The sequence below is a fragment of the Streptomyces sp. NPDC028314 genome, from assembly GCF_055565795.1.
The window spans coordinates 357164-381056 of sequence record NZ_JBVHTP010000002.1 but is presented as its reverse complement, the minus strand read 5'-3'; the positions used below and the strand labels follow the sequence as shown (position 1 = coordinate 381056).

Below are 23893 nucleotides of genomic sequence, written 5' to 3'. Positions count from 1 at the left end.
GGGGGTGTTTCCGTCCCCCGGTCGGGGGCTTCTGGGTGCCCGGTGGGGAGTGACCCGGCGTGTCGGGGCACACAGCTGGGCATGAGCGGTGCGCGGTACGCACGGACGGCGCTGGCCAGGGCCCTGACCATGGCCTGCGTCGTGCTGCTGTGCGTGTTCGGCGCCGGTCCGGCGGCCGCGGTGGCCGCCGAGAGCAGCCCCGCCGCGAGCGCCCCCGCCTCCCCCGCGGAGCCCTCCGAGGGCCAGTCCGATCCCGCCTCGGATCCCGAGGCGCGGGCGGCCGTACGGGCGGTCGTGCGCGGGGTGACGGACGTACGGCGGCTGCCTCCGCCGCCGGTGTTTCACGTGAAACACGCCAAGCGGGCTTCCCGCGCGACCTCGAACGGGACGGCCGAACCGGCCCTGTCCCGGCGGACGGTACGGAGTGTGGTCCTGCGCTGCTGAGCGGGCCGGTCAGCAGCACGCACCCCCACACACCCTCGAAACACCGAGCCACCGTGAGGTTCCGCCATGCCCATCGACCCGTACACCGCCCTGAACGCCATGCTCCGCGCCGAGGCCTCCCGCTTCACCCCGCCGGCCCGGCGGCCGGACCAGCCCGAGCCGGAGCCCGCCGCACGCGCGGAGACGGCGGCCGCCCGCCAGGCCGAGGCCGCCGGGGACGAATAACCCCCGGGGCCGGGGCGGGTCCTCCGGGACCCGGGACTCCGGCGATGGATCCGGGCCGGGTTCACCGGGGACGGGTCCGCCTCCGCCCAGTGCCGGCTTCGGCCGGGTCACTGGGCGGAGGCACGCATCAGAGCGGCAGCACCGGCGGGCCTCTCAGGGCTCCCGCGTGTGGTAGCGGTAGAACGCGGACACGCCGACCACGACTCCTACCGCGAGGCCGATGCCGCTGGAGCGGAGCACGCTCTCGTCGGTGAGGCTGTACAGATAGCCCAGGGCCACGCCCGCGAAGGCGCCGTACGCGGCCGCGCGCGGTTCCTGCGCCAGCCGGGGGCCGACCCGGGCGAGGGCGAACATGCAGGCGGCGACGATCACGCCGCACAGGATCCCGTAGAAGACGTTGCCCGCGTCGACCGGGCCCATCTGGCGCTTGATGAAGGCCGCCCAGACCCCGTAGACGAGACCGAGCAGCAACGGGCCGGCCAGCGCGCTCCTGCTGACGTGGTGCGAGTCCGCCGTCCTCATGTGCTGGTGCCGCCGACGGGCGGTAGGTGCCGCATGTGCCATGACGGGGCTCCTCTCTCCATCAACCAGGGCACACCCGCCGCCCCCGACCGGCAAGTGGATCAAGCCCGTCGACCGCTCACCCGTCCGGCGGCCCGGCGGGCCACCCACTCGCAGCAATACCGCTCGCGGGCCGCACCCCCACGGCATTCCCTGGTGACGTGCGCACCTTCCTGTCGGCGGTACTGATCGCGCTCGTGGCCCTGCTGGTGCCCGCGAGCGCCGTCGCGTACTGGGCCGACCGGGAGCTGGGCAACGCCGACCGCTACACCGCCGCCATGGCGCCCCTCGCCGGGAACCCCGCGGTACAGGGCGTGGTCGTCACACAGGCCACCCGCGCGCTCGCCGGGCAGATCGACGCGGGCCCCTTCCAGGGCGGGGTGGACGCGCTGCTCGGCGAGGCCCTGCGGTCCTTCGCCGGGACCCCGGCGTACCGGACCGCCTGGGACACCGCCAACCGCGCCGCGCACGCCGCCTTCTTCCAGGCGCTCACCACCGGCCAGGGGGACGCCGTCACCATCGATCTGGCGCCCGTGATCGAGCGGGTCAAGGGGGAGCTCGTCGAGAACGGGGTGCCCTTCGCCGACCGCATCCCGGAGACCCGCCTGTCCGTGAAGGTCATGGAGTACGACGATCTCGGCGCGCTCCGGAGGGGATTTCGCATGCTGCAGATCGCCGGCGTATGGCTTCCCTTCCTGACCCTGGTGCTGGCCGCGGCGGCCATCGCCGTCGCCGTGCGGCGACGGCGGGCGGTGGTGGCCACCGGGCTCGGGCTGGCACTCGGGGCCGTACTGCTGGGGATCGCGGTGGACGTGTGCCGCCGCCTCACCCTCGACGACCTGCCCGCCGACATCGACCGGCCCGCCGCCGGCGCGGTGTACGACGCGCTGACCGCATACCTGCGGACCACTGCCTGGGTGGTGCTGGGCGTCGGGCTCGCGGCCGCCGGAGCCGCCTGGCTCGTCGGCCGACTGCGCCGCACCCCATAAGCTCGGAAGGCACCCATCCGGTGCAGAATTCCACAGAAGCGCATAGACCTCCCCAGAAGAACCGATTCGCGAGCGGCGGCACGGAAGCGGGAATGACCAGCGAACGACGCACCGAGCACATATCGTCCGGGCAGCCCCGGCCCCGGCCGGTCCCCCTGGCGCCGCCCGCCTGGCTGCTGAAGGGGCTGCGGCCCAGCAGCGCCCCCGTGCCCTGGGCCGCCGTCGCGCGCGCCGGCGTCGCGCTGGCCGCCCCGCTCGCCGTCGGCTTCGCCCTCGACGAGCCGGAGTTCGGGGCCCTCGTCTCCATGGGCGCCCTGTCGGGGGTGATCGGCGACACCGCCGACGCGTACCGGATGCGGGTCCTGAACATCGCCGTGCCTCAGCTGTTCGGCGCGGTCGGGGTGGCCGTCGGGGCCCTCGTCTTCGGCCACGGCTGGCTGGCCGTCGCCGTCCTCACGGTCGTCGCCCTCGTCTCCGGGATGATCTCCTCGATCGGCACGGTCGCCTCGGTGTCCGGCCTGCTGCTCCTCCTCAACGCGGTGGTCGGCGCCGGCCTGCCCATGCCCCAGCCCTGGTGGACGGCTCCGCTGCTGCTCGGCGCCGGCGGGCTGTTCGTGCTGGCGCTGAGCCTGCTGGGCTGGCCGCTGCGCGGCCGGCAGCCCGAGCGGGCCGCGGTCGCGGCCACGTACCGGGCCCTGGCCGACACCCTGGAGGCCGCGGGCGGTCCGGCGTACGAGGAGCGGCGCCAGCAGGTCACCCAGGCCCTGAACCAGGCGTACGACCTCGTACTGGGCCGGCGGGCCCGGGTGCACGGGCGCAGCCCCTCGCTGGTGCGGATGCTGGCCCAGCTGAACGTGGTGATCCCGCTGGTCGAGGCGGCGCCCGCCGCGCACCTGCGGGGCCGGCCGCTGCCGCCCGAGATCCCGGCGGCGGTGCGGGAGCTGGCGGCGTCCGTGGAAACGGGCCGCACCGGGGCCCGCGTACTGGAACTGCCCGCGCCGCACGGGCAGTCCGAGCGGGCCATGGACGCGGCCCTGCGGCACGCGGCGGCCATCGTCCACCTGGCCGAACCGGAGATGCACAACGTCGACGACCGGCTCGGCCGGCCCGCCGCGCTGCGGGTCCGGGCCCGGCGGGCGGTGCGCGACATGATGTTCTCGGGGGCCTCCTGGCGGTACGGGCTGCGGCTCGCGGTGTGCGTCGGGCTGGCGCAGGTGCTGGTCTCGGTGGTGCCGATCGAGCGCTCGTACTGGGTCGCGCTGACCGTCACCTTCGTCCTCAAGCCGGACTTCGGCTCGGTGTTCTCCCGGGCCGTGCTGCGCGCGCTGGGTACGGCGGGCGGGCTGGTCCTCGCGGCGGCCGTGCTCGCCGAGGTGCCGCGCGGCTGGTGGGACGTCCCCGTGATGGTGGTGCTGGCGGCGCTGATCCCGGCGTTCTCCGCCAAGGGGTACGCCTTCCAGACCGCCGCCATCACCCCGGTGATCCTGCTGCTGTCGGACCTGCTCAACCACCAGGGCTTCGACCTGATCCGGCCCCGGCTGCTGGACAGCCTGATCGGCTGCGCCATCACCCTGGTCGCGGGGTACCTGCTGTGGCCCGAGAGCTGGCACACCCGGATCGGGGACCGGCTCGCGGACACCGTGGACGACGCGGCCCGGTACGTGGACCGGGCGTTCGGCGGCGGGCATCCGGACACGGAGGCCGGGCAGCGGGCGGCGCGGACCGCGCGGCTCCAGGCGCGGCGGCGGATCTACCGTGACCTGTCGGGCGTTCGCAGCGAGTTCCAGCGGGCGCTGACCGAACCGCCGCCGACCGGGGCGCGGGCCGCGGCGTGGTGGCCGCTGGTGGTGGCCGTGGAGCGGATCGTCGACGCGACGACCGCCGCCCGGGTCCGGGTCAACCACGGGGCGGACGCCCCCGGCCCGGAGGAGGTCGCGGCCGTCATCGAGGAGCTGCTCGGGCTGGCGCAAGGCGTGCGCAGGAGCCGGACCCCGGAGCCGGTCCCGGTCCGCCCCGCCCCGGCCGGCACGGAGGACTCCGTACTCGCTCCGGTGCACCAGGAAATCGCCGCGGCCAGGGCGATCGCCTCCCCCGGCGGCTGACCGACGGGTGACCGGCGGCTGACCGGCTGACTGGCGGGGCTGACCGGCGGGCCGGCGGGCGGCGGGCGGCGGGCGGCGGCTGATCCGGCATCCGGAGTCGCCCACGGGGGGGCGCACCGGCCCCCCGAACGGTCCGAGCCCCCGGGCAGCCCCCGGGACCCGCGCCTTCCCCCGAACGGGTCCGTGCCCGGGCTGTCCCGGCCGGGGCGGGAGAGCATCGGTACATGCGGCACCCCGCGCCCCGCGCCCTGGCCTTGCCGGTCCTCGCCGCCCTGCTCGCGGCGGCGGCAGGCTGCGCCGATGTGGACGGCCTGCAGAGCGACGGCGACCTGGGCACGGTGCACGCCCCGCAGACCCTGTGGAAGGACATCCACCCCGCGCCGCCCGGCCCCGGCGAGAAGCCCGGGACGGCCGCGGTGGTTCCGGGCCTGCCCAAGGTGGCGGACCGGAACATGCGGGGCGTGAACGCGCTGGAGGTCGTACGGGCCGACATCACCTCCGCCACCCGGCAGGACGGAGGCACCGGACGGCTCGTCGACCCCCGGGCGGTACAGCGGCTCGCGCTCTGCACACAGGCTGTGGACGGCGGCCCCGACTGCCCCGTGCGGCCGGCCGTCCTGCACGACGTGACGGGCAACGGACGGGAGGAGCTGATCACCGCCCTCGACCTCGACGGCCGACTCAGCGAACTGCGCGTCTACACCGTCCGGGACGACGGGTCGATCGCCCGGATCCTGTCCCGGCGCGGGGTACTGGAGGGCGTCGAGGTCGCCGCCGAACACCTCGCGGTGCGCGAACCGACCTCGAACCCGAAGTACATCTCCATCTCCGACTACGTATGGGACCCGGCAGCCGGAATCCTGAACCTGGCCCAGCTCACCCTCGACGAGTGCACCAGCACCCGCGGCGGCGCCTCGCCCTGCTCCCCGAGCCGGACCTGAGGGGCCGGGCGGATGCGGGTCACGAGCAGTCTGCGCTGGAAGATCGCCCTGACCACCACCGCGGTGTGCTGCGCGGTCGCGGCGGCCCTGGGGATCCTGGTGCACAACGTGGTGGCCCGGCAGGTCGTCGGCGAGGTGCGCAAGGACGCGAACCGGGACCTGGAACACGCCATGAGCCACTACCAGTACGGAACCACGCACGGCGATGTGAACGTCGCACTGGACCCGCCCGATCTCCCCCGGCCGCTCGCCCGGCTCGTCGCACACGGGGAGACCGGCAGCATGGTCGGCGAGCACGACGGCGCGCCCGCCATGTGGGCCGCCGGACCCGCCGACAAGAAGGCCCTCGCCATCTGGCTCCCGTACGAGAACACCCGCAAGCGGCTGCGGGACCTGGACACCGCCATCCTCGCCTCCGCCGCGCTCGCGGCCGGGGTGGTGGCCCTCGCGGGCCTCTTCCTGGCCGACCGGATCAGTAGACGGCTGGCGAAGACCGCCGCCGTGGCCCGCCGGATCAGCGCCGGGGACCTCGACGCGCGGGTGGGTTTCCCGGCCGACCGGGACGGCCTGCGCGGGCTCCGCTACCGGGACGAGGTACGGGACGTCGCGCAGGCCCTGGACTCGATGGCCGGGTCGCTCCAGGAGCGGCTGGAGGCCGAGAAGAGGTTCACCGCCGATGTCGCGCACGAGCTGCGCACCCCGCTGACGGGCTCACTGGCCGCGGCCGCACTGCTGCCGGAGGGCCGCCCGAAGGAGATGATCAACGACAGGCTCAAGGCACTGCACCTGCTCACCGAGGACCTGCTGGAGATCTCCCGGCTCGATTCGGGAGTGGAGCGGGCCGACCTGGCACAGGTGGAGCTCGGCCGGGCGGTGCAACGGGCCGTAGCGAGAACCCGGCTGGCCGTCTCGGTCCGGGTGGTGCGGGACACCGTGGTGCTCACCGACCGGCGGCGGCTCGACCGGATCCTGGCGAACCTGCTGGTCAACGCCGACAAACACGGTCGGCCACCGATCGAGGTGACGGTGGAGGGCCCGGTCGTCGAGATCCGCGACCACGGAGCCGGCTATCCGCCCGAGCTGATCGAGCAGGGCCCGCAGCGCTTCCGCACCGGAGACCCGGGACGCGGCCGGGGCCACGGGCTGGGCCTGACGATCGCGGCGGGCCAGGCAGCCGTCCTGGAGATCGAACTGAGCTTCTCCAACGCACCCGACGGGGGAGCGGTGACCACGCTACGGCTGCCCGTCGGGCGTCTGGTGGCCGGGAGTTGAGCCGCGCGAGGCGATGTTTCACGTGAAACACGGACGGTGGGGCACGCTCGCGCATCCCCCACCGCCACGGCTCGGCCGGGGTCAGACGCCGATGTTCTTGCCGTCCTTGCGCCAGACGGACACGACCGCCGGGCGGACGATCTTGCCGGGGCCGTCGGGCCACACCGACTGCGGCTTCTCGACGGAGGCGCCGTCGATCTCGCCCGGGTGCTGGACGGAGACCAGGACGCGCTTGTCCTGGATCAGCGGACCGCAGGTCTCGGCGCCGCGCGGCACGGTGAGGAACTGCTTCAGCTCGCCGCGGCGGTCACCGGCCGTCGCGACACCGAACAGGCCGTCGTGGGAACCGAGCTGATTGCCGTCCGTGGAGATCCACAGGTTGCCGTGCGGGTCGAACGCCACGTTGTCCGGGCAGGAGATCGGGCTGACCTTGTCCTTCGGGAAGCCCGCGAAGTAGGTCGCCGGGTCCTTCGGGTCGCCGGCGACGAGGAAGAGCCGCCAGGCGAAGCCGTCGCCCGCCGGGTCGTCGAAGTTCTCGGCGAGCTCCAGGATCTGCCCGTGCTTGTTCAGGTTGCGCGGGTTGGCCTCGTCCGCACCCGCCTTGCCGGGCTTGCCGCGGTCGGTGTTGTTGGTCAGCGCGATGTAGACGCGGCCGGTGCGCGGGGAGGGCTCGACGTCCTCGGGGCGGTCCATCTTGGTGGCGCCGACCTTGTCACCGGCCTCGCGCGTGAAGACGTACACCTCCTCGGCGGTCATGCCCGGGACGTGCGAGACGGCGCCGGAGGCAGTGGCGGTGGCGAGCTTGATCCAGACGCCGGAGCCGTCGAACTCGCCGTCGTCCGGGAGCTTGCCGGTGCCGTCGAACCCGGCCGCCGGCGAGTCACCGGTCAGCTTGGCGACGTAGAGGGTGCCCTCGTCCAGCAGCGTGAGGTTGTGCTCCTTCGCCGCGCGCGAGTTCCCCTTCTTCATCTGCTTCGAGGAGACGAACTTGTAGAAGTAGTCGAAGCGCTCGTCGTCGCCCATGTAGACGACCGGACGGCCGTCCTCGGTCAGCCGGGGCTGCGCGGCCTCGTGCTTGAAGCGGCCGAGCGCGGTGCGCTTGCGCGGGGTGGAGTTCGGGTCGTACGGGTCGAGCTCCACGACCCAGCCGAAGCGGTGCGACTCGTTGGGCTCCTGCACCACGTCGAAGCGCTTGTCGAACCGCTCCCACTTGCGCTCGGAGGCTCCGGTGGTCATGCCGTAGCGCTTCAGGCGGGCGGCCGCGGCCGGGTCGGTGACCTGGCCGGCGTTGGCGAAGTACTGGTTGAAGTTCTCCTCGCCGTGGAGGGTGGTGCCCCACGGGGTGGTGCCGCCGGCGCAGTTGTTGAGGGTGCCGAGCACCTTGGTGCCGGTGGCGTCCACGGAGGTCTTCAGCAGGGCGCTGCCCGCGGCCGGGCCGGTCGCCTTGAACACGCTGGTCGCGGTCAGGCGGCGGTTGAGCTGGTGGCGGGTGACGGCCGTCAGCTTGCCGCTGCGGTGGTCCTCCTGGACGACGACCACGGACAGGCCGTGCGCGGCCCAGGCGACCTCGACCTGCTCGCGGGTCGGGTTCGCGGGGTCGTAGCCCTTGAACATGAGGATCTCGTCCGTGTACTCGTGGTTGGCCACGAGCAGCTGCTGGCGCTCGTAGTCGCCGCCGAGCGGGAGGAGGCTCAGGAAGTCGTTGTTGTAGCCGAACTGACCGGCCTGCGCGGCGGCGGTCTGCTTGTCGGCGTTGAAGCCCGGGGCACCCTTGAGGATCGGCTCGCCCCAGCGGATGACCACGTTCTGGTCGTGGCCCTCGGGGACGGTGACCTTGTCGTCGGTGTTCGGGGCGACGGCCTTGAAGCGCAGACCGCGGGCGGCCTCCCCGGCGGAACCGGATCCGGAGCCCTGGCCCTCGGTGGCCGGGGTGGCGTGGGCGGAGGAGCTGTTGCCGCCGAGGGTGACGGCGGTACCGGCCGCGGTGGCGACCGTGACGACGGCGGCGGAGCGGAGCATCGAGCGCCGGGAGTAGGCGCGGGCTATGACGTCGCCGACGTACTCGTTGTCGCTGGTGTTGGGCACCTCGTGGAAGCAGGCGTCTCCACAGCGGTAGCGGCAGGTGAGAGCGGAACGGCCGCTCCCATGCGGGTTGCCGATGAGCGGCAGGAGCTTGCGCACGAGGTGTCCTCCGAGGGTGCATTGCGCCGACAACGTGTCGGAACGAATCCAGCCGTGACGCTAGGCGGAGGTTGCGCCGATGCGGCGGCGCGGGGATGAACGCTCGATGAACCCGGCACGGCGGAGGGGGAGTTCCGGTCACGGTTGGATTGGGTGCGAGGGGTTGGCGCCACGAAAGGCGACCCTGCCGAAGTTCCAGCCAAGGGGCCGATAACCTTACGTGTCCACTCTGGGCAGGGATCTACCGCGCAGCACGGACAAATGACGCACGCACTCATGCGAAAGGCCTGGCCCATGGGTATTCGGAGCTTGTTGCGCAAGGTGTTCGGACGGTCTCCCGAACCGGTTCCGGAGACTTCGGACGCCCCATCGGCGGCTGTCCCGAGCCAGACGGAACGCACCCCCCTGGATACGGCGGCCGATCTGGTCGCCGCCTCCTTCGACAATCCGACGGTTCCGCCGCAGTCCGCTCCGCGGGACCGCGAGCCGGGCACCGTCCTGACGGCCCCGGCCGTCCCGGAGGCCCGCCGCCCGGCGCCTCCGGCGTCCACGGGCGATTCGCCCGACCACACCACCGAGCCGACGGCGCCGGTGGCCGCAGCGGCGCCCCCCGTGCCGAAGGCCCCGGCCCAGTCGGTCGCGCCCGAGGCGGAAGCGGAGCCGGAGCCCCAGGAGGAGCCGGCAGCCGCAGCGGAGGCGGAGCCGGAGCCGGCCCCCGCAGCCGCGGCCCCCGCCGAAGCCCTGGAGGCCCCCACCGAGGAGCCCGCCGCCCCGCAGGAGCAGCAGGACACCGAAGCCGAGGCCGAGCAGCCCGCCGCAGAGGCCACCGAGCCCGAGGCCCAGCCCGAGCCCGAGACCGCCCCCGAGGCGGCCGACGCCACGGAACCCCCCGTCGCCCGGTCCCAGGACGCCGAGCCCGAGCCGGAGCCCCAGGAGGAGCCGGCAGCCGCAGCCGCGGCCCCCGCCGAAGCCCTGGAGGCCCCCACCGAGGAGCCCGCCGCCCCGCAGGAGCAGCAGGACACCGAGGCCGAGGCCGAGCAGCCCGCCGACAAGGCCACCCAGCCCGAGGCCCAGCCCGAGCCCAAGACGGCCGAGGTCCAGGCGGAGCCGGAGGCCGAGGCCCCGGCAGAGCCGCAGGCCGAGGCCCCGGCGGAGCCCGAAGCCGAGGTCCAGGCGGAGCCGGAGGCCCAGGCCCCGGCAGAGCCGCAGGCCGAGGTCCCGGCAGAGCCCGAAGCCCAGGTCCCGGCGGAGCCCGAGACGGCACCGGAAGAGGCCCCGGCCGAGCCCGTCGCCGCCGAGGCCGACGAGACGGCCGCCCCCGACGCGCCGGAAGAGGCCGAGGACAGCACGCCGGCGGGAGCCGAAGGGCCCGCCGTCGCGCTCACCGCCGTGAAGCGGCGGGCCGCCGGGGTCGCCGGGGCGTACAAGGCCGCCGGGCAGGTGCTGCGCGGCAAGGGGAAGGCCGGAGCGCGGGCCAAGGTGTACCTCGTGCTGGACCGCTCCGGCTCGATGCGCGGGTTCTACAAGGACGGCAGCGCCCAGTACCTCGCCGACCACGCCCTCGCCCTGGCCGCGCACCTCGACGAGGCGGCGACCGTGCACACGGTGTTCTTCTCCACGGAGGTGGACGGCACCGCCGACCTCACCCTGGACGGCCACGACGACGCCTGGGTCGAGGCCCGTCACACCGAACTCGGCCGGATGGGCCGCACCAGCTACCACGTGGCCGTGGAAGCGGTGATCGAGCGGTACCAGAAGGACGGCGGCGAGGGCCCGGCCCTCGTCGTGTTCCAGACCGATGGCGCCCCCGACAACCGTCAGCCGGCCCGGCAGGCGATCGCCGACGCGGCCGCGCACGACATCCACTGGCAGTTCGTCGCCTTCGGTGACCACGACGCCAAAGCCTTCGACTTCCTGCGCAAGCTGGACGCCGAGAACGCCGGCTTCTTCCACGCCGGCCCCGCCCCCCGCGAGCTGGCCTCGGCGGCTCTGCTCAAGGGCATCCTCGACCGGTTCTAGGACCGCCGAGACGACCGGACCGCCGCCCCCGGGTCACCGGGGACGGCGGTCCGCCGCGTACCCGGGCCCTCTCGCGGCTCCTGCCGACCGGCCGGGCCCCACCGCCGGGACCCGGCCCGCCAAAACGCGGTCGCCCGGCGCCCGGCCGAAGCCGGACACCGGGCGACCGAGGCCCTGAGCTGCCGCTACTGCTGCTACTGGTGCTGCTTGACGGCCTTGTCGACCGGCTCGGTCTCCTTGACCTCGACCGGCTTGCGCAGCGCGATGTTCAGCTCGCGCAGGCGGGACTCCTCCAGGACGGTGGGCGCGCCCATCATCAGGTCCTGGGCGTTGCCGTTCAGCGGGAAGGCGATCGTCTCGCGGATGTTCGGCTCGTCGGCGAGCAGCATCACGATGCGGTCGACGCCCGGGGCGATGCCACCGTGCGGCGGGGCGCCGAGGCGGAAGGCCCGCAGCATGCCCGCGAACTCGCGCTCGACGGTCTCGGCCTCGTAACCGGCGATCTCGAAGGCCTTCAGCATGACCTCGGGCTCGTGGTTGCGGATGGCGCCGGAGGACAGCTCGATGCCGTTGCAGACGATGTCGTACTGCCAGGCCAGGATGTCGAGCGGGTCCTTCTCCTCCAGGTCCTTCATGCCGCCCTGCGGCATGGAGAAGGGGTTGTGCGAGAAGTCGATCTTGCCGGTCTCCTCGTCCTTCTCGTACATCGGGAAGTCGACGATCCAGCAGAAGCGGAAGACGTTCTCCTCGAACTGGCCCGCGCGCTTGGCCGCCTCGACGCGAACGCCCGACATGATCTTGGAGACCTCGTCGAACTCGCCCGCGCCGAAGAACACCGCGTGCCCGGCCGCCAGGCCCAGGCGCTCGGTGAGGACCTTGACGTTCTCCTCGGTGAGGAACTTGGCGATCGGGCCGGTCAGGGCGCCGTCCTCGCCGACGCGGACCCAGGCCAGGCCCTTGGCGCCGAGCGAGATCGCGTACTCGCCGAGGCCGTCGAAGAACTTGCGCGGCTGCGCGGCGGTGTCCGGGACGGCCAGCGCACGCACGTGCTTGCCGGCGAACGCCTTGAACTCCGAGCCCTCGAACACGTCGGTGATGTCGACGAGCTCCAGCTTGGCGCGCAGGTCGGGCTTGTCGTTGCCGTACTTCAGCATCGACTCGCGGAACGGGATCCGCGGGAACGGGGAGGTGACCTCGCGGCCGTTGCCGAACTCGGTGAAGAGCTCGGTCATCAGGCGCTCGATCGGCTGGAAGACGTCCTCCTGCTCGACGAAGGACATCTCGACGTCGAGCTGGTAGAACTCGCCCGGCGAGCGGTCGGCGCGGGCGTCCTCGTCGCGGAAGCAGGGCGCGATCTGGAAGTAGCGGTCGAAGCCGGAGATCATCAGCAGCTGCTTGAACTGCTGCGGTGCCTGCGGCAGGGCGTAGAACTTGCCCGGGTTCAGGCGGGACGGGACGACGAAGTCACGCGCGCCCTCGGGGGAGGTGGCGGTGAGGATCGGGGTCGCCATCTCGTTGAAGCCGAGGGCCACCATCTTCGAGCGGATCGAGGCGATCACGGCCGAGCGCAGCATGATGTTGCGGTGCATGCGCTCGCGGCGCAGGTCGAGGAAGCGGTACTCCAGGCGCCGCTCCTCGTTCACACCGTCCTCGGTGTTGATCGTGAAGGGCAGCGGGGCGGACGCGCCGAGCACCTCGACCTCGGAGACCTCGATCTCGATCTCGCCGGTCGGCAGCTCCGGGTTCACGTTGTCCGCGCCACGGGAGACGACCTTGCCGTCGATGCGGACGACGGTCTCCTTGGTGACGCTGCTCAGGGCCTCGTTCGCGGCGGTGCCGGGACGGGCGACGAGCTGCGTGATGCCGTAGTGGTCACGGAGATCGATGAAGAGGATGCCGCCCAGGTCTCGACGATTGTGCAGCCAGCCGCTCAGCCGGACGTCGGCGTTGACGTCGGAGGCTCGGAGCTCGCCGCACGTGTGGGACCTGTACCGATGCATCAGTCATCCAGTTCTTCGCGATACCAGGGTGGATTCAACCGTCCCAAGGTTACCGTCCGGGCGGGCCGCCGCGCGGGCGCGGCCGCAGCGGCCCCCCGCGGTGCCCCTGGCGGTGCCCGCGCGAGTGCCCCCGCGAGTGCCCGCAGAAGTGCCTGCGGGACTGCCTGCGGGAGTGCCCGGTGCGCGCCGCCGCGGACGCCCGCAAGAGCGCCCGTACGGGTACCGGCACGAGGGCCCGCGGCGGGTACCCGCACGACGGCCCGCCGCGGGTGCCCGTACGAGGCCGCCCGCGCGGGTGCCCGTACGAGCACCCGCGGCGGCGGGCGAACAGGCACCCCGGGCGGGTCACCTGTAAAGATGGCCGGGTGCGCACCGAGGATGTCCTGGCCGCCATCGCGACGGGTCTGTGGCGATGGGACAACGCCTCCGGGACGGTCACGCTCGACAGTGAGGCCGCCCGGCTGCTCGGGCTGCCCGCGGAGCCCGTTTCCCTGCCCGAGGTCGCCGTACGGTCCCGGTTCCACCCGGTGGACTGGAACGAGATCAACGGCATCGTGAACCTCGCCGTCGCCGAGGGCACCCTCGCCGAGGCCCGCCTGCGGATCATGGACGAGGACGGGCGCGTGCTGCGCACCGTGCGCAGCCGCTCCAAGCCGGTGGAGAACCGCAGCCCGGACGGCCGGGTCGACTACGAGCTGATCGGCACCATCCAGGAGATCGCCGAGCCGCAGCCCGGCACGACCGCCGTGCACACGCCGATCACCGGCGACTGGCGGCGCTCCCGCGAGGCGTTCCTGCTGGACGCGGGCCGGGCGCTGGCCGAGGCGCGGTCCACGGCGGAGGTGCTGCGGGTGGCGGCCTCGCTGTCCATGCCCGGGTTCAGCCCCGACGGGCTGGCCGTCTTCGGGGTGGCGGGCGAGCGGCTGTCGATCATCGGGCACCACGGGCACGGCCCGGGGGACGAGGGCCCCTTCACGGAGATGCGGATGGACACCGACTATCCGGCCGCGGAGGTCGTCCGCACCGGGCGGGCGATCTACCTGCCCTCCCCCGAGGACTACAAGCGGCGCTTCCCGGCCACCTGGCCGCTCGCCCAGCACTTCGGCCGGGTCTCCTGGGCGTTCCTCCCGCTGATCGTGGCCGGGCGGACCATGGGGGCCTGGATGGCCGCCTTCAAGCACCCGGTGTCCTTCTCCCCGGACGAGCGCTCCGTGCTGACCACGGTGGCCAGGATGCTGGCCCAGGCCCTCCAGCGGGCGGGCGTGGCCGAATCGGAACGGGAACTCACCACCGGCCTCCAGCGGTCGATGATGCCGCAGCTGGGCCCCGAGATCCCCGGCATGACCATCGCCGCGCGGTACGTCCCCACCGGTGGCGGGCTCCAGGTCGGCGGCGACTGGTACGACATGATCCCGCTCCCGTCCGGCCGGTTCGCCCTGGTCATCGGGGACGTTCAGGGGCACGACGTACGGGCCGCCGGGCTGATGGGCCAGCTGCGGATCGCCGTACGGGCCTACGCGTCCGAGGGCCACCGGCCCGACGCGGTGCTCTCGCGGGCCTCCCGCTTCCTCGCCGGGCTGTGCTCCTCGCAGGAGACCGACCCGGACACGGACGGGGGCCCCGACCCGGATTTCACCAGCCCGCGTTTCGCGACCTGCCTGTACGTGGAGTGCGACCCGGAGACGGGGATGCTGGAGGTGGCCCGCGCGGGGCACCCCGATCCGGCGGTCCGGATGACGGACGGGACCGTGCTGATGCGGCCCACGGCGGGCGGTCTGCCGCTCGGGATCGTCCCGGACACCCACTACCCCACGACCCGGTTCACCCTCGAACCCGGCGAGACGATGATGCTGTGCACCGACGGGCTCATCGAGACCGGCGGGCACGACCTGGACACGGGCTGGGCGCGGCTGCGGGCGATCCTGGAGTCCGAGAGCCACGAGACCGAGAGCCTGGAGAAGCTGGCCGACCTACTGGTCCAGGCCGTGCACGGACCGTCCTCGCACCACACCACCGGCCCGCTGGCCGACCGGCGGGAGGACGACATAGCCGTGGTCCTGCTCTGCCGCGAGGGCGCGGGCTGCGGCTGCGGGACCCCGCCGGCCCACCCGGTGCGGCCCGCCCGGCGCACGATGCTGACCGTGGCCCAGGCGGAGCCGGAGCGCATCTCGGGGGTGCGGCGGCAGATCGGGGAGCTGCTGCACGACTGGGCGGACCCCGAGCAGGTGGACTCGGCGGTGCTGATGGTGTCCGAGATGCTGACCAACGTACTGGTGCACACCGACGGCGACGCCGTGCTGGTCGCGGAGGCGGTGGGTGAGCTGGGCACCCGGCGGCTGCGGGTGGAGGTCGCGGACTCCAGCGACGAGCTGCCGCACAAACGGCACCCGGGCGAGATGGCGTCGAGCGGGCGCGGGGTGCTGCTGATGGAGATGCTGGCCGACTCGTGGGGCGTCGACCCCCGGGGCGAGGGCAAGTCCATCTGGTTCGAGCTGTACGAGCGGTCGAAGCCCGGCCCGGACTCCGCGCCGTCCCTGGAGGCCCTCGAAGCGCTGGACCCCCTGGCATCGCTTGAAGCGCTCGAATCCCTCGGCTCCCTCGACCCGCTGGAATCCGCCCCGGGTCCGGCGGGGTCCGCCGCGAGCTCCGGTGAATCCGGCCCGGACACCGCGGGAGCCGCACCGGACAGCGCCGTCTGAAGCCGTCGAGGGCCTCAGGCGCGGGACCACCTTCATCCCGCTGATCGACGCCGTCGGGCCGGGCGCGCACGACGAAGGCGCCGCCCGGGGACCGGGGGCGCCTTCGTCGAGGGGTGCGCGGGATCAGCGGGTGCGGGCCGTCGTGGGGACGGTGCCCAGGCGGCCGGCCTGGAAGTCGTCGAACGCCTGCTGGAGTTCGTGCTTGCTGTTCATCACGAACGGGCCGTAGTGCGCCATCGGCTCCCGGATCGGGCGGCCGCCGAGCAGGACGACCTCCAGGTCCGGGGCGTTGGAGTCCTGGGACTCGTCCGCGCGGACGGTCAGGGAGCCGCCCTCGCCGAACACCGCCGTCTGGCCCGTGTGCACGGGCCGGCGGTCCTCACCGACGGAGCCGCGCCCGGCCAGGACGTACGCGAGGGCGTTGAAGTCCTCGCGCCACGGCAGGGTGATCTGCGCGCCCGGGGTGATGGTCGCGTGGATCATCGTGATCGGGGTGTGGGTGATGCCCGGGCCCTGGTGGCCGTCGAGCTCACCGGCGATCACGCGGAGCAGCGAACCGCCGTCCGGGGTCGACAGCAGCTGCACCTGGCCGCCGCCGATGTCCTGGTAGCGCGGGGGCATCATCTTGTCGGAGGCGGGGAGGTTCACCCACAGCTGGAGGCCGTGGAAGAGCCCGCCCGAGACGACGAGGGACTCCGGCGGGGCCTCGATGTGCAGGAGGCCGGACCCGGCGGTCATCCACTGGGTGTCGCCGCCGTTGATGACTCCGCCGCCGCCGTTGCTGTCCTGGTGGACGAAGGTTCCGTCGATCAGGTAGGTGACGGTCTCGAAGCCGCGGTGGGGGTGCCAGGGGGTGCCCTTCGGCTCGCCCGGCGCGTACTCCACCTCACCCATCTGGTCCATCATGATGAACGGGTCGAGGTACTGGTAGTTGATCCCGGCGAACGCGCGGCGCACCGGGAACCCCTCGCCCTCGAAACCACCCGGGGCGGTCGTGACGGCCAGCACCTTGCGGGCGGCGGTCTCCTGGGCGGGCTCCGCGACGCGGGGGAGCGTCAACGGGTTCTCCACAGTCACTGCAGGCATGGTCGGAACCTCCTTCTGCGTCGAGTTTAGTTGAAACTCGAACTTTCTGCCACACCCGACAGAACAGCACTCCGCCCGATGTCATTCCCGCGTCAACCCGAGACCCGCTACCGGCGTCCTGGAAGGGGGCGAACGATCACCGAAGAAGCCAGGGGGCACCGGCCTTGAACAGCACTCTCGCGGGATTCCTGAAGTCCCTGGGCGCCTCGGCGGCGCTCACCGCACTCGGCTGGGGGGCCTGGCGGTGGGCCTCGACCGGCATGCCGCTGTCGCCGCAGCCGGGCTCGCCGTGGCCGTACCTGGCCACCTGGGGCGTGCTGTGCCTGGCGGGATGCCTGCTGATGCGGTGGACCGCCGCACGCGAGGAGGGCGAGGGCACCGACTACGCCGTCGCCGTCATCGCCTTCGCCGGCCTCCGGCTCTCCCTCGCCCACCGGCCCGGGCTCGCACTGCTGTGGACGTGCGCCGCCGCCGCACTGGCGGTCGCCGCGACGGCGGGCCTGCTGTGGCGCCGCTCCCGCCGCTCCCGCATCGGCTGAGGTACGCGAAAGAGCCCGCCCCCGCCGCGACAGGGCGGCGGGGGCGGGCTCCGAGGTCCTGCCGGCCGACTAGCCGTACATACGGCGCATCGCGAAGTCGACCATCTGCTCGACCGCCTTCGCGTCGAACACCATCCGGTGGTCGCCCTCCATGTCGAGGACGAAGCCGTACCCGGTCGGCAGCAGGTCGATCACCTCGGCGCCGGTGATCACGAAGTACTTGGACTCCTTGCCGGCGTACCGGCGGAGCTCCTTGAGCGTGGTGAACATGGGGATGACCGGCTGCTGCGTGTTGTGCAGCGCCAGGAACCCGGGAGTGTCACCGCGCGGGCAGTAGACCTTCGAGGTGGCGAAGATCTGCTGGAAGTCCTCGGCGGACAGCGACCCGGTCGTGAAGGCCCGCACCGCGTCGGCGAGCGACGGCGGCGAGGGCTCGGGGTACAGCGGCGGCTGCTGCGCGTAGCCCTGCTGGGGCGGGGCCTGCTGCGCGTAGCCCTGCTGCTGGGCGCCCGGAGTCTGGTCGTAGCCGTACATGCGGCCCACCCTACCGAGCGCCCGCCGCCCTACCGGCCGGTACCGGCCACCGCCGCCCGGCCGTCAACTGGGGGCGGCGTCAGCGGGACTCGTACCGGTCCTGCGCGTCGAGCACGTCGTCCGCGTACCGCGCGGCCCAGGCGCCCATGCCGCGCATCGGCGTGAGCAGCGCCGTACCGGCCTCGGTCAGGGCGTAGTCCACGCGCGGCGGGGCCTCGGCGTACGGGCGGCGTTCGACCAGGCCGTTGTACTCCAGCCTGCGCAGCGCCTCGTTCAGGACCTTCGGGCTGATCCCGCCGATCCGCGCCACCAGCGCGCGCGGCCGCATCGGGCCGGTCACGCCGAGCGTGAAGACCACGACGCTGTCCCAGCGGTTCGCCAGCACCTCGAAGGCGACGCGCGCCCGGCAGTCCGCCGTGTACGCGAGGTCCGGCAGGCCCGCGGCCGGATCGGGGAGCTTCTCCATGTCGCCATCCTGCACCCGCCGATGGACACCGGACGGTGTGCGTCGGCGTCCGTAGCGTCGGGCCACCGGACGGACCGGGCAGGACGAGCAGCACCCAAGGGGTACGAAGCGATGCGGATCGGTGTCATGGGTACGGGAGCGATGGCGGCGGCCCTGGGCGGCGCCTGGGCGCGGGCCGGGCACGAGGTGTTCGTCGGCGGCCGGGACGAGGCGGCCGCCGAGGCGCTGGCCCGGCGGATCGGGGCGGCCGGGTACGGGTCCCCGGCCCGGGCTGCGGAGTACGGGGAGGTGGCGCTGCTCGCGGTGCCGGCCGGTCAGGCTCCGGCACTCGCCCGGGAGCACGCCGGGGCGCTGGCCGGGCGGACGGTCGTGGACTGCACGAACCCCCTCGCCCCGGGCCCCGGCGGGGTGATGCTGACCACCGGCCCCGGGGAGAGCGTGGCCGCCCTGATCGGGGCCGCGGCGCCCGGCGCGCACGTGGTGAAGGCCTTCAACCTGGCCCACGTGAGCGTGTGGGAGCAGCCGGCGGGCGCCTTCGGCGGGACGCCGCCCGCGGTGCCGTTCTGCGCCGACGACGCGGGGGCGGCCGGGCGGGTCGTGGAGCTGATCACCGGGATGGGGTGGAGCCCGATGCCGGCGGGCGGGCTGGACCGGGCGGCGTACGTGGAGGCCACGGCCGCGTTCGTGATCGGCGTGTGGTGGGCGGGCGGCTCGCCGCGCCTGGCCTTCCCGGAGGCGCCCGGTTCCGGCGGCACTCCAGCGTCTCTGGCTTGATGCTGGTCACAGTCGTCAGCGAAGGGTTGATTCTTATTACCGACGGGTAGCATCATGACGTTACCGATTGGTATGTACGAGGAACCTGTCTCCCCGAGCCTTAACGGAGCCGTCGCCATGGGGCACTACAAGTCGAATCTCCGCGACATCGAGTTCAACCTCTTCGAGGTGCTCGGCCGCGACAAGCTGTACGGCACCGGTCCCTTCGAGGAGATGGACACCGAGACCGCCAAGAGCGTCCTGTCCGAGCTGGCCCGCCTCGCCGAGAACGAGCTGGCCGCCTCCTTCGAGGACGCCGACCGCAACCCGCCGGTGTTCGACCCGGCCACCAACACCGCGCCCGTCCCGGCCTCGTTCAAGAAGAGCTACCAGGCCTTCATGGACTCCGAGTACTGGCGGCTCGGCCTGCCCGAGGAGATCGGCGGCACCACCTCGCCCCGCTCCCTCATCTGGGGCTACGCGGAGCTGCTGCTGGGCGCGAACCCGGCCGTGTGGATGTACTCCTCCGGCCCGGCGTTCGCCGGCGTCCTCTTCGAAGAGGGCAACGAGGCGCAGAAGAAGATCGCCGAGATAGCGGTCGAGAAGCAGTGGGGCTCCACCATGGTCCTCACCGAGCCGGACGCCGGCTCGGACGTGGGCGCCGGCCGCACCAAGGCCGTCAAGCAGGAGGACGGCTCCTGGCACATCGAGGGCGTGAAGCGCTTCATCACGTCCGGCGAGCACGACATGTCGGAGAACATCCTCCACTACGTCCTCGCCCGCCCCGAGGGCCACGGCCCGGGCACCAAGGGCCTGTCCCTCTTCCTCGTCCCGAAGTTCCACTTCGACTGGGAGACCGGCGAGCTGGGCGAGCGCAACGGCGTGTACGCGACGAACGTCGAGCACAAGATGGGCCTCAAGGCCTCCAACACGTGCGAGATGACCTTCGGCGACCAGCACCCCGCCAAGGGCTGGCTGATCGGCGACAAGCACGACGGCATCCGCCAGATGTTCATGATCATCGAGTTCGCCCGCATGATGGTCGGCACGAAGGCCATCGCGACGCTCTCCACCGGCTACCTGAACGCGCTGGAGTACGCCAAGGAGCGCGTGCAGGGCCCGGACCTGGCCAACTTCATGGACAAGACGGCCCCCAAGGTCACCATCACGCACCACCCCGACGTGCGCCGCTCGCTCATGACGCAGAAGGCGTACGCCGAGGGCATGCGCGCCCTGGTGCTGTACACCGCCTCCGTCCAGGACGAGATCCAGGTCAAGCAGGCCGCGGGCGAGGACGCCTCCGCCCTCGTCGGCCTGAACGACCTGCTCCTGCCGATCGTGAAGGGCTACGGCTCGGAGAAGTCCTACGAGCAGCTCGCGCAGTCGCTGCAGACCTTCGGCGGTTCCGGTTACCTCCAGGAATACCCGATCGAGCAGTACATCCGCGACGCCAAGATCGACACCCTCTACGAGGGCACCACGGCGATCCAGGGCCAGGACTTCTTCTTCCGGAAGATCGTCCGCGACCAGGGTGCCTCCCTGAACGTCCTCTCCGAGACGATCAAGAAGTTCCTCGCCGAGGCCGTCGGCGGCGACGACCTCGCCCCGGCCCGCGACGCGCTCGCCAAGGCCGCCGTGGACCTCGAGGCCATCGTCGGCCAGATGATCGTCGACCTCACCGCCACCGGCGAGGACGTCAAGAACATCTACAAGGTGGGTCAGAACACCACCCGCCTGCTGATGGCCTCCGGCGACGTGGTCGTCGGATACCTGCTGCTCAAGGGCGCGGCCGTGGCCGCCGAGAAGCTGGCGGGCGCCTCCGCGAAGGACGTCCCCTTCTACACGGGCAAGATCGCCGCCGCGAAGTTCTTCGCGTCGCAGATCCTCCCGGGCGTCTCGGTCCAGCGCGCGCTGGCCGAGTCCGTCGACAACTCCCTCATGGAGCTCGACGAGGCCGCCTTCTAGTGCGCACGCGGTGTGCGTAAGCGGCTAGGGCCGGACCCTCCAGGGGGTCCGGCCCTAGCCCGTGCAGGGCCGCGGTTCTCCCGTTGTCGGTCGTTCATGGGACGCTCGTAGGCATGAGTCCACAGGATCAGCACAGCAGCAGGGGGTACTCCGTCCCCACCGGGCGGCCGTACGCCCTCAAGGAGCTGCAGGCGACCCTGGGCAGCCTCGGCGACCACATGCGGGAGCTCTACGACGGCGCGCACCCCGCCGAGTACGACGGCGTCGCCGACGCCCTCTACATCGCCTTCCAGACCGCCGCCGGCCTGGCGCCCGCCAAGAGCTACACCGGCTGCCCCGAGCACCCCAACGGCGCCCTCGATCCCGAGGCCCCCGACGGCTGGGGCCGCTGCCTGATCTGCAACGACCGGCGGCGCCTGGGACTGCGCGGACAGGGCGGCCGGACCGGCGCCCCGGCCCCCGCCACGGGCGAGCAGCGGCGGCTGGGCTACCCCGTGCCGGAGCCCCCGTACACCCATGACGCACTGCGCGCCCTCCTCCGTACGATCGAGGACCGGCGCTTCCACCTCGGCCTGTCCTCCCCCGCGGAGGACTTCGTCCGGATGGCCGACGACCTGCACCGCGCCTTCATCGTGGCCCGGGAACTGTCCCGGCCGCGCAACGCCTCCGGCTGCTCCGAGCACCCCGGCGCGCCGATCGACCCCGATGCCCCGCCCGGCGAGGCCTGTATCTTCTGCGCCGGACGCAAGAGACGCGCGCAGCGCCCGGCACAGACCCCCGAGATGCTCCCGCGCATCCGACGGGGCGAGCGCCGGCAGCTCCACCGCAGATTCGAGCGTCCGCCGGGCTGAAGACGACGGGATCGCGGGCCACACACCCCGCGCCGCCCTGACCTTTTGCTATCCGCCGCAGTCCGGCCATGGCGAACACGACCGTCGTTAAGGTGAACCACATGAGCTCTCCCGCCCGCTTCGACCGCGGCCACACCGACGATCTGATGACCTTCCTGACGGCCAGTCCGTCGCCGTACCACGCCGTGGCCAATGCGGCCGAGCGGCTGGAAAAGGCAGGCTTCAGGCAGTTGTCGGAGTCGGACGCCTGGGACTCGGGCACGGGAGGCAGGTTCGTACTCCGCGGCGGCGCGCTCATCGCCTGGTACGTGCCGGAGGGCGCGACCGCGCACACCCCCTTCCGCATCATCGGCGCGCACACCGACTCCCCGAACCTCCGGGTCAAGCCGCTTCCTGACATGGGCTCACAGGGCTGGCGGCAGATCGCGGTCGAGATCTACGGGGGTCCCCTGCTCAACACCTGGCTGGACCGGGACCTCGGCCTGGCCGGGCGGCTGACCCTGCGGGACGGCAGCGAGCGCCTGGTGAACGTGGACCGCGCGCTGCTGCGCGTCCCGCAACTCGCCGTGCACCTGGACCGGTCGGTGAACACCGACGGGCTCAAGCTGGACAAGCAGCGGCACATGCAGCCGATCTGGGGGCTGGGCGACATCCGCGAGGGCGATCTGATCGCGTTCCTGGAGGAGGAAGAGGGGCTGCCGCAGGGCTCGGTGGCGGGCTGGGACCTCATGGTCCACTCGATCGAGCCGCCGTCCTACCTCGGCCGCGACCGCGAGCTGCTGGCCGGCCCCCGGATGGACAACCTGCTGTCGGTGCACGCCGGAGTCGCGGCGCTGGCCGCCGTGGCGGGCACGGAGGGGCTGGAGCACATCCCGGTGCTGGCCGCGTTCGACCACGAGGAGAACGGCTCGCAGTCGGACACGGGCGCCGACGGGCCGCTGCTGGGCAACGTGCTGGAACGTTCAGTCTTCGCGCGCGGGGGTTCGTACGAGGACCGGGCACGGGCCTTCGCGGGCACCATCTGCATCTCCTCGGACACCGGGCACGCCGTGCACCCCAACTACGGCGAGCGGCACGACCCGACGCACCACCCGCGCGCCAACGGCGGCCCGATCCTCAAGGTCAACGTCAACCAGCGGTACGCGACGGACGGCAGCGGGCGCGCGGTGTTCGCGGGCGCCTGCGAGCGGGCCGGGGTGCCGTGGCAGACCTTCGTCTCCAACAACTCGATGCCCTGCGGTACGACGATCGGCCCGATCACGGCCGCGCGGCACGGCATCCAGACCGTGGACATCGGCGTGGCGATCCTGTCGATGCACAGCGCCCGCGAACTGTGCGGCGCGGACGACCCGTACCTGCTGGCCAACGCCCTGGTGGCCTTCCTGGAGGGCTGACCGCTCCCTCTCCTGCGCCTGCGGGAAGACCCCGCCCCGGACCAGTCCGGGGCGGGGTCTTTCGCGTGCCGCGGAATACGCGTACCGCGGGAATGGCGTGGCGGGAGGCGGCTAGGGGATCTAGTCTAGAACCTAGAGGTCCTAGGAAAGGAACCACGGTCATGCCCGCCCAGACGCTCAAGGTCCCCGGCGCCACCCTCCACTACGAGACGCGCGGCTCCGGCCCCGTCCTGCTGCTCCTGCCCGGAGGCGGCGGCGACGCCGCCCAGTGGGATCCGCTGGCGGACACCCTCGCCGCGCACTTCACGGTGGTGGCGTACGACCCGCGCGGCAAGTCCCGCAGCCCGCTGGACGGACCGGTCGAGGACCAGAGCCCGGCCGTGCAGAGCGCGGACGCGGCCCTGCTGCTGGCGGCCGTCACCGACGAACCGGCGTACGTGTTCGGCATGAGCAGCGGGGCGATCGTCTCGGTGGACCTGTTGCAGCGCCGGCCGGACCGGGTGCGGCGGGTCGTCGCCCACGAACCGCCGCTGGTGGGCCTGTTGCCCGACGCGGAGGAGCACCGGCGGTTCTTCGGGTCGGTGGTGGAGGCGTACCGCGAGCGGGGGATGGAAGCGGCCATGGCCGTGATGGCCGCGGGCACCGGCGGCGGGCGGCCGGCGGCCGAGGGCGCGGCGGGCGCGGCGGCCAACGGGGGCGCGGAGGGTGCGGAGGGTGCGGAGGCCGCGGAGGCCGCGGAGGCCGCGGAGGCCACCAGGGCCGTGAAGGCCGTGACGGCCGTGAAGGCCGTGACGGCCGTGAAGGCCGTGACGGCCGTGAAGGCCGTGACGGCCGTGAAGGCCGTGACGGCCGTGAAGGCCGTGACGGCCGTG

General features: G+C 72.9%; 20 protein-coding genes. 14 read left to right on the top strand and 6 right to left on the bottom strand.

The window, feature by feature from the left end:
* The first annotated feature begins 81 nt into the window (after positions 1–81).
* On the top strand, positions 82–444 hold the full coding sequence (locus ACZ4TG_RS05915) for a hypothetical protein (protein WP_468160095.1): 363 nt from the start codon (positions 82–84) through the stop codon (positions 442–444).
* A gap of 66 nt (positions 445–510) precedes the next feature.
* Positions 511–669 carry a hypothetical protein gene (locus ACZ4TG_RS05910; RefSeq protein ID WP_468160094.1) on the top strand — a complete coding sequence of 53 codons (159 nt, stop codon included), beginning with the start codon at positions 511–513 and terminating at the stop codon, positions 667–669.
* 153 nt (positions 670–822) lie between these two features.
* On the opposite strand, the gene ACZ4TG_RS05905 is transcribed toward ACZ4TG_RS05910, so the two are convergent.
* Positions 823–1233, bottom strand: a complete 411-nt coding sequence (locus tag ACZ4TG_RS05905) for a hypothetical protein (RefSeq protein WP_468160093.1) — start codon at positions 1231–1233, stop codon at positions 823–825.
* 158 nt (positions 1234–1391) lie between these two features.
* Here ACZ4TG_RS05905 and ACZ4TG_RS05900 point away from each other — a divergent pair, with 158 nt between their 5' ends.
* From ACZ4TG_RS05900 to ACZ4TG_RS05885, 4 genes are all read left to right on the top strand, one after another.
* Entirely contained in the window at positions 1392–2219 is an 828-nt protein-coding gene (locus ACZ4TG_RS05900) for a hypothetical protein (RefSeq protein ID WP_468160092.1), read from the top strand.
* A 92-nt stretch (positions 2220–2311) separates the two neighbouring features.
* Complete coding sequence (locus ACZ4TG_RS05895; protein WP_468160091.1) at positions 2312–4321, top strand: FUSC family protein; 2010 nt, start codon at positions 2312–2314, stop codon at positions 4319–4321.
* A gap of 224 nt (positions 4322–4545) precedes the next feature.
* On the top strand, positions 4546–5262 hold the full coding sequence (locus ACZ4TG_RS05890) for a hypothetical protein (RefSeq protein WP_468160090.1): 717 nt from the start codon (positions 4546–4548) through the stop codon (positions 5260–5262).
* 12 nt (positions 5263–5274) lie between these two features.
* Positions 5275–6534 (top strand): sensor histidine kinase, encoded by a 1260-nt coding sequence (locus ACZ4TG_RS05885; RefSeq protein WP_468160089.1) that lies wholly within the window; start codon positions 5275–5277, stop codon positions 6532–6534.
* 81 nt (positions 6535–6615) lie between these two features.
* Here the strand turns inward: ACZ4TG_RS05885 and ACZ4TG_RS05880 are convergent, their stop codons facing one another.
* Positions 6616–8715, bottom strand: coding sequence for a PhoX family protein (locus tag ACZ4TG_RS05880; RefSeq protein WP_468160088.1), 2100 nt, complete (start codon positions 8713–8715; stop codon positions 6616–6618).
* 294 nt (positions 8716–9009) lie between these two features.
* Between ACZ4TG_RS05880 and ACZ4TG_RS05875 the strand changes: the two genes are divergently transcribed.
* Complete coding sequence (locus ACZ4TG_RS05875; RefSeq protein ID WP_468160087.1) at positions 9010–10734, top strand: VWA domain-containing protein; 1725 nt, start codon at positions 9010–9012, stop codon at positions 10732–10734.
* Positions 10735–10928: 194 nt separating this feature from the next.
* On the opposite strand, the gene aspS is transcribed toward ACZ4TG_RS05875, so the two are convergent.
* A complete protein-coding gene (gene aspS / locus ACZ4TG_RS05870) occupies positions 10929–12734 on the bottom strand; it encodes an aspartate--tRNA ligase (RefSeq protein WP_468160086.1) in 1806 nt (601 codons plus the stop codon).
* A 365-nt stretch (positions 12735–13099) separates the two neighbouring features.
* Here aspS and ACZ4TG_RS05865 point away from each other — a divergent pair, with 365 nt between their 5' ends.
* Positions 13100–15433: a SpoIIE family protein phosphatase gene (locus ACZ4TG_RS05865; protein ID WP_468160085.1), complete on the top strand. Its 2334-nt coding sequence runs from the start codon at positions 13100–13102 to the stop codon at positions 15431–15433.
* Positions 15434–15556: 123 nt separating this feature from the next.
* Here ACZ4TG_RS05865 and ACZ4TG_RS05860 read toward each other — a convergent pair whose 3' ends face one another.
* On the bottom strand, positions 15557–16519 hold the full coding sequence (locus tag ACZ4TG_RS05860; RefSeq protein WP_468160084.1) for a pirin family protein: 963 nt from the start codon (positions 16517–16519) through the stop codon (positions 15557–15559).
* A 164-nt stretch (positions 16520–16683) separates the two neighbouring features.
* Between ACZ4TG_RS05860 and ACZ4TG_RS05855 the strand changes: the two genes are divergently transcribed.
* Entirely contained in the window at positions 16684–17058 is a 375-nt protein-coding gene (locus tag ACZ4TG_RS05855) for a hypothetical protein (protein WP_468160083.1), read from the top strand.
* 69 nt (positions 17059–17127) lie between these two features.
* Here the strand turns inward: ACZ4TG_RS05855 and ACZ4TG_RS05850 are convergent, their stop codons facing one another.
* Together ACZ4TG_RS05850 and ACZ4TG_RS05845 are read right to left on the bottom strand one after the other, a co-directional pair.
* Complete coding sequence (locus ACZ4TG_RS05850) at positions 17128–17592, bottom strand: SseB family protein (RefSeq protein ID WP_468160082.1); 465 nt, start codon at positions 17590–17592, stop codon at positions 17128–17130.
* Positions 17593–17671: 79 nt separating this feature from the next.
* Complete coding sequence (locus tag ACZ4TG_RS05845; protein ID WP_468160081.1) at positions 17672–18058, bottom strand: winged helix-turn-helix transcriptional regulator; 387 nt, start codon at positions 18056–18058, stop codon at positions 17672–17674.
* Between the two features lie 111 nt (positions 18059–18169).
* On the opposite strand from ACZ4TG_RS05845, the gene ACZ4TG_RS05840 reads away from it, so the two are divergent.
* From ACZ4TG_RS05840 to ACZ4TG_RS05820, 5 genes are all read left to right on the top strand, one after another.
* A complete protein-coding gene (locus tag ACZ4TG_RS05840; protein ID WP_468160080.1) occupies positions 18170–18832 on the top strand; it encodes an NADPH-dependent F420 reductase in 663 nt (220 codons plus the stop codon).
* 117 nt (positions 18833–18949) lie between these two features.
* The gene (locus tag ACZ4TG_RS05835; RefSeq protein WP_468160437.1) at positions 18950–20776 is read left to right on the top strand and encodes an acyl-CoA dehydrogenase; all 1827 of its coding nucleotides are present in this window, start codon (positions 18950–18952) and stop codon (positions 20774–20776) included.
* Positions 20777–20889: 113 nt separating this feature from the next.
* A complete protein-coding gene (locus ACZ4TG_RS05830; protein ID WP_468160079.1) occupies positions 20890–21627 on the top strand; it encodes a hypothetical protein in 738 nt (245 codons plus the stop codon).
* A gap of 101 nt (positions 21628–21728) precedes the next feature.
* Positions 21729–23021: a M18 family aminopeptidase gene (locus ACZ4TG_RS05825; RefSeq protein WP_468160078.1), complete on the top strand. Its 1293-nt coding sequence runs from the start codon at positions 21729–21731 to the stop codon at positions 23019–23021.
* Between the two features lie 161 nt (positions 23022–23182).
* Positions 23183–23893, top strand: a 711-nt coding sequence (locus ACZ4TG_RS05820) for an alpha/beta fold hydrolase (RefSeq protein WP_468160077.1), incomplete at its 3' end; no start/stop codon positions are given.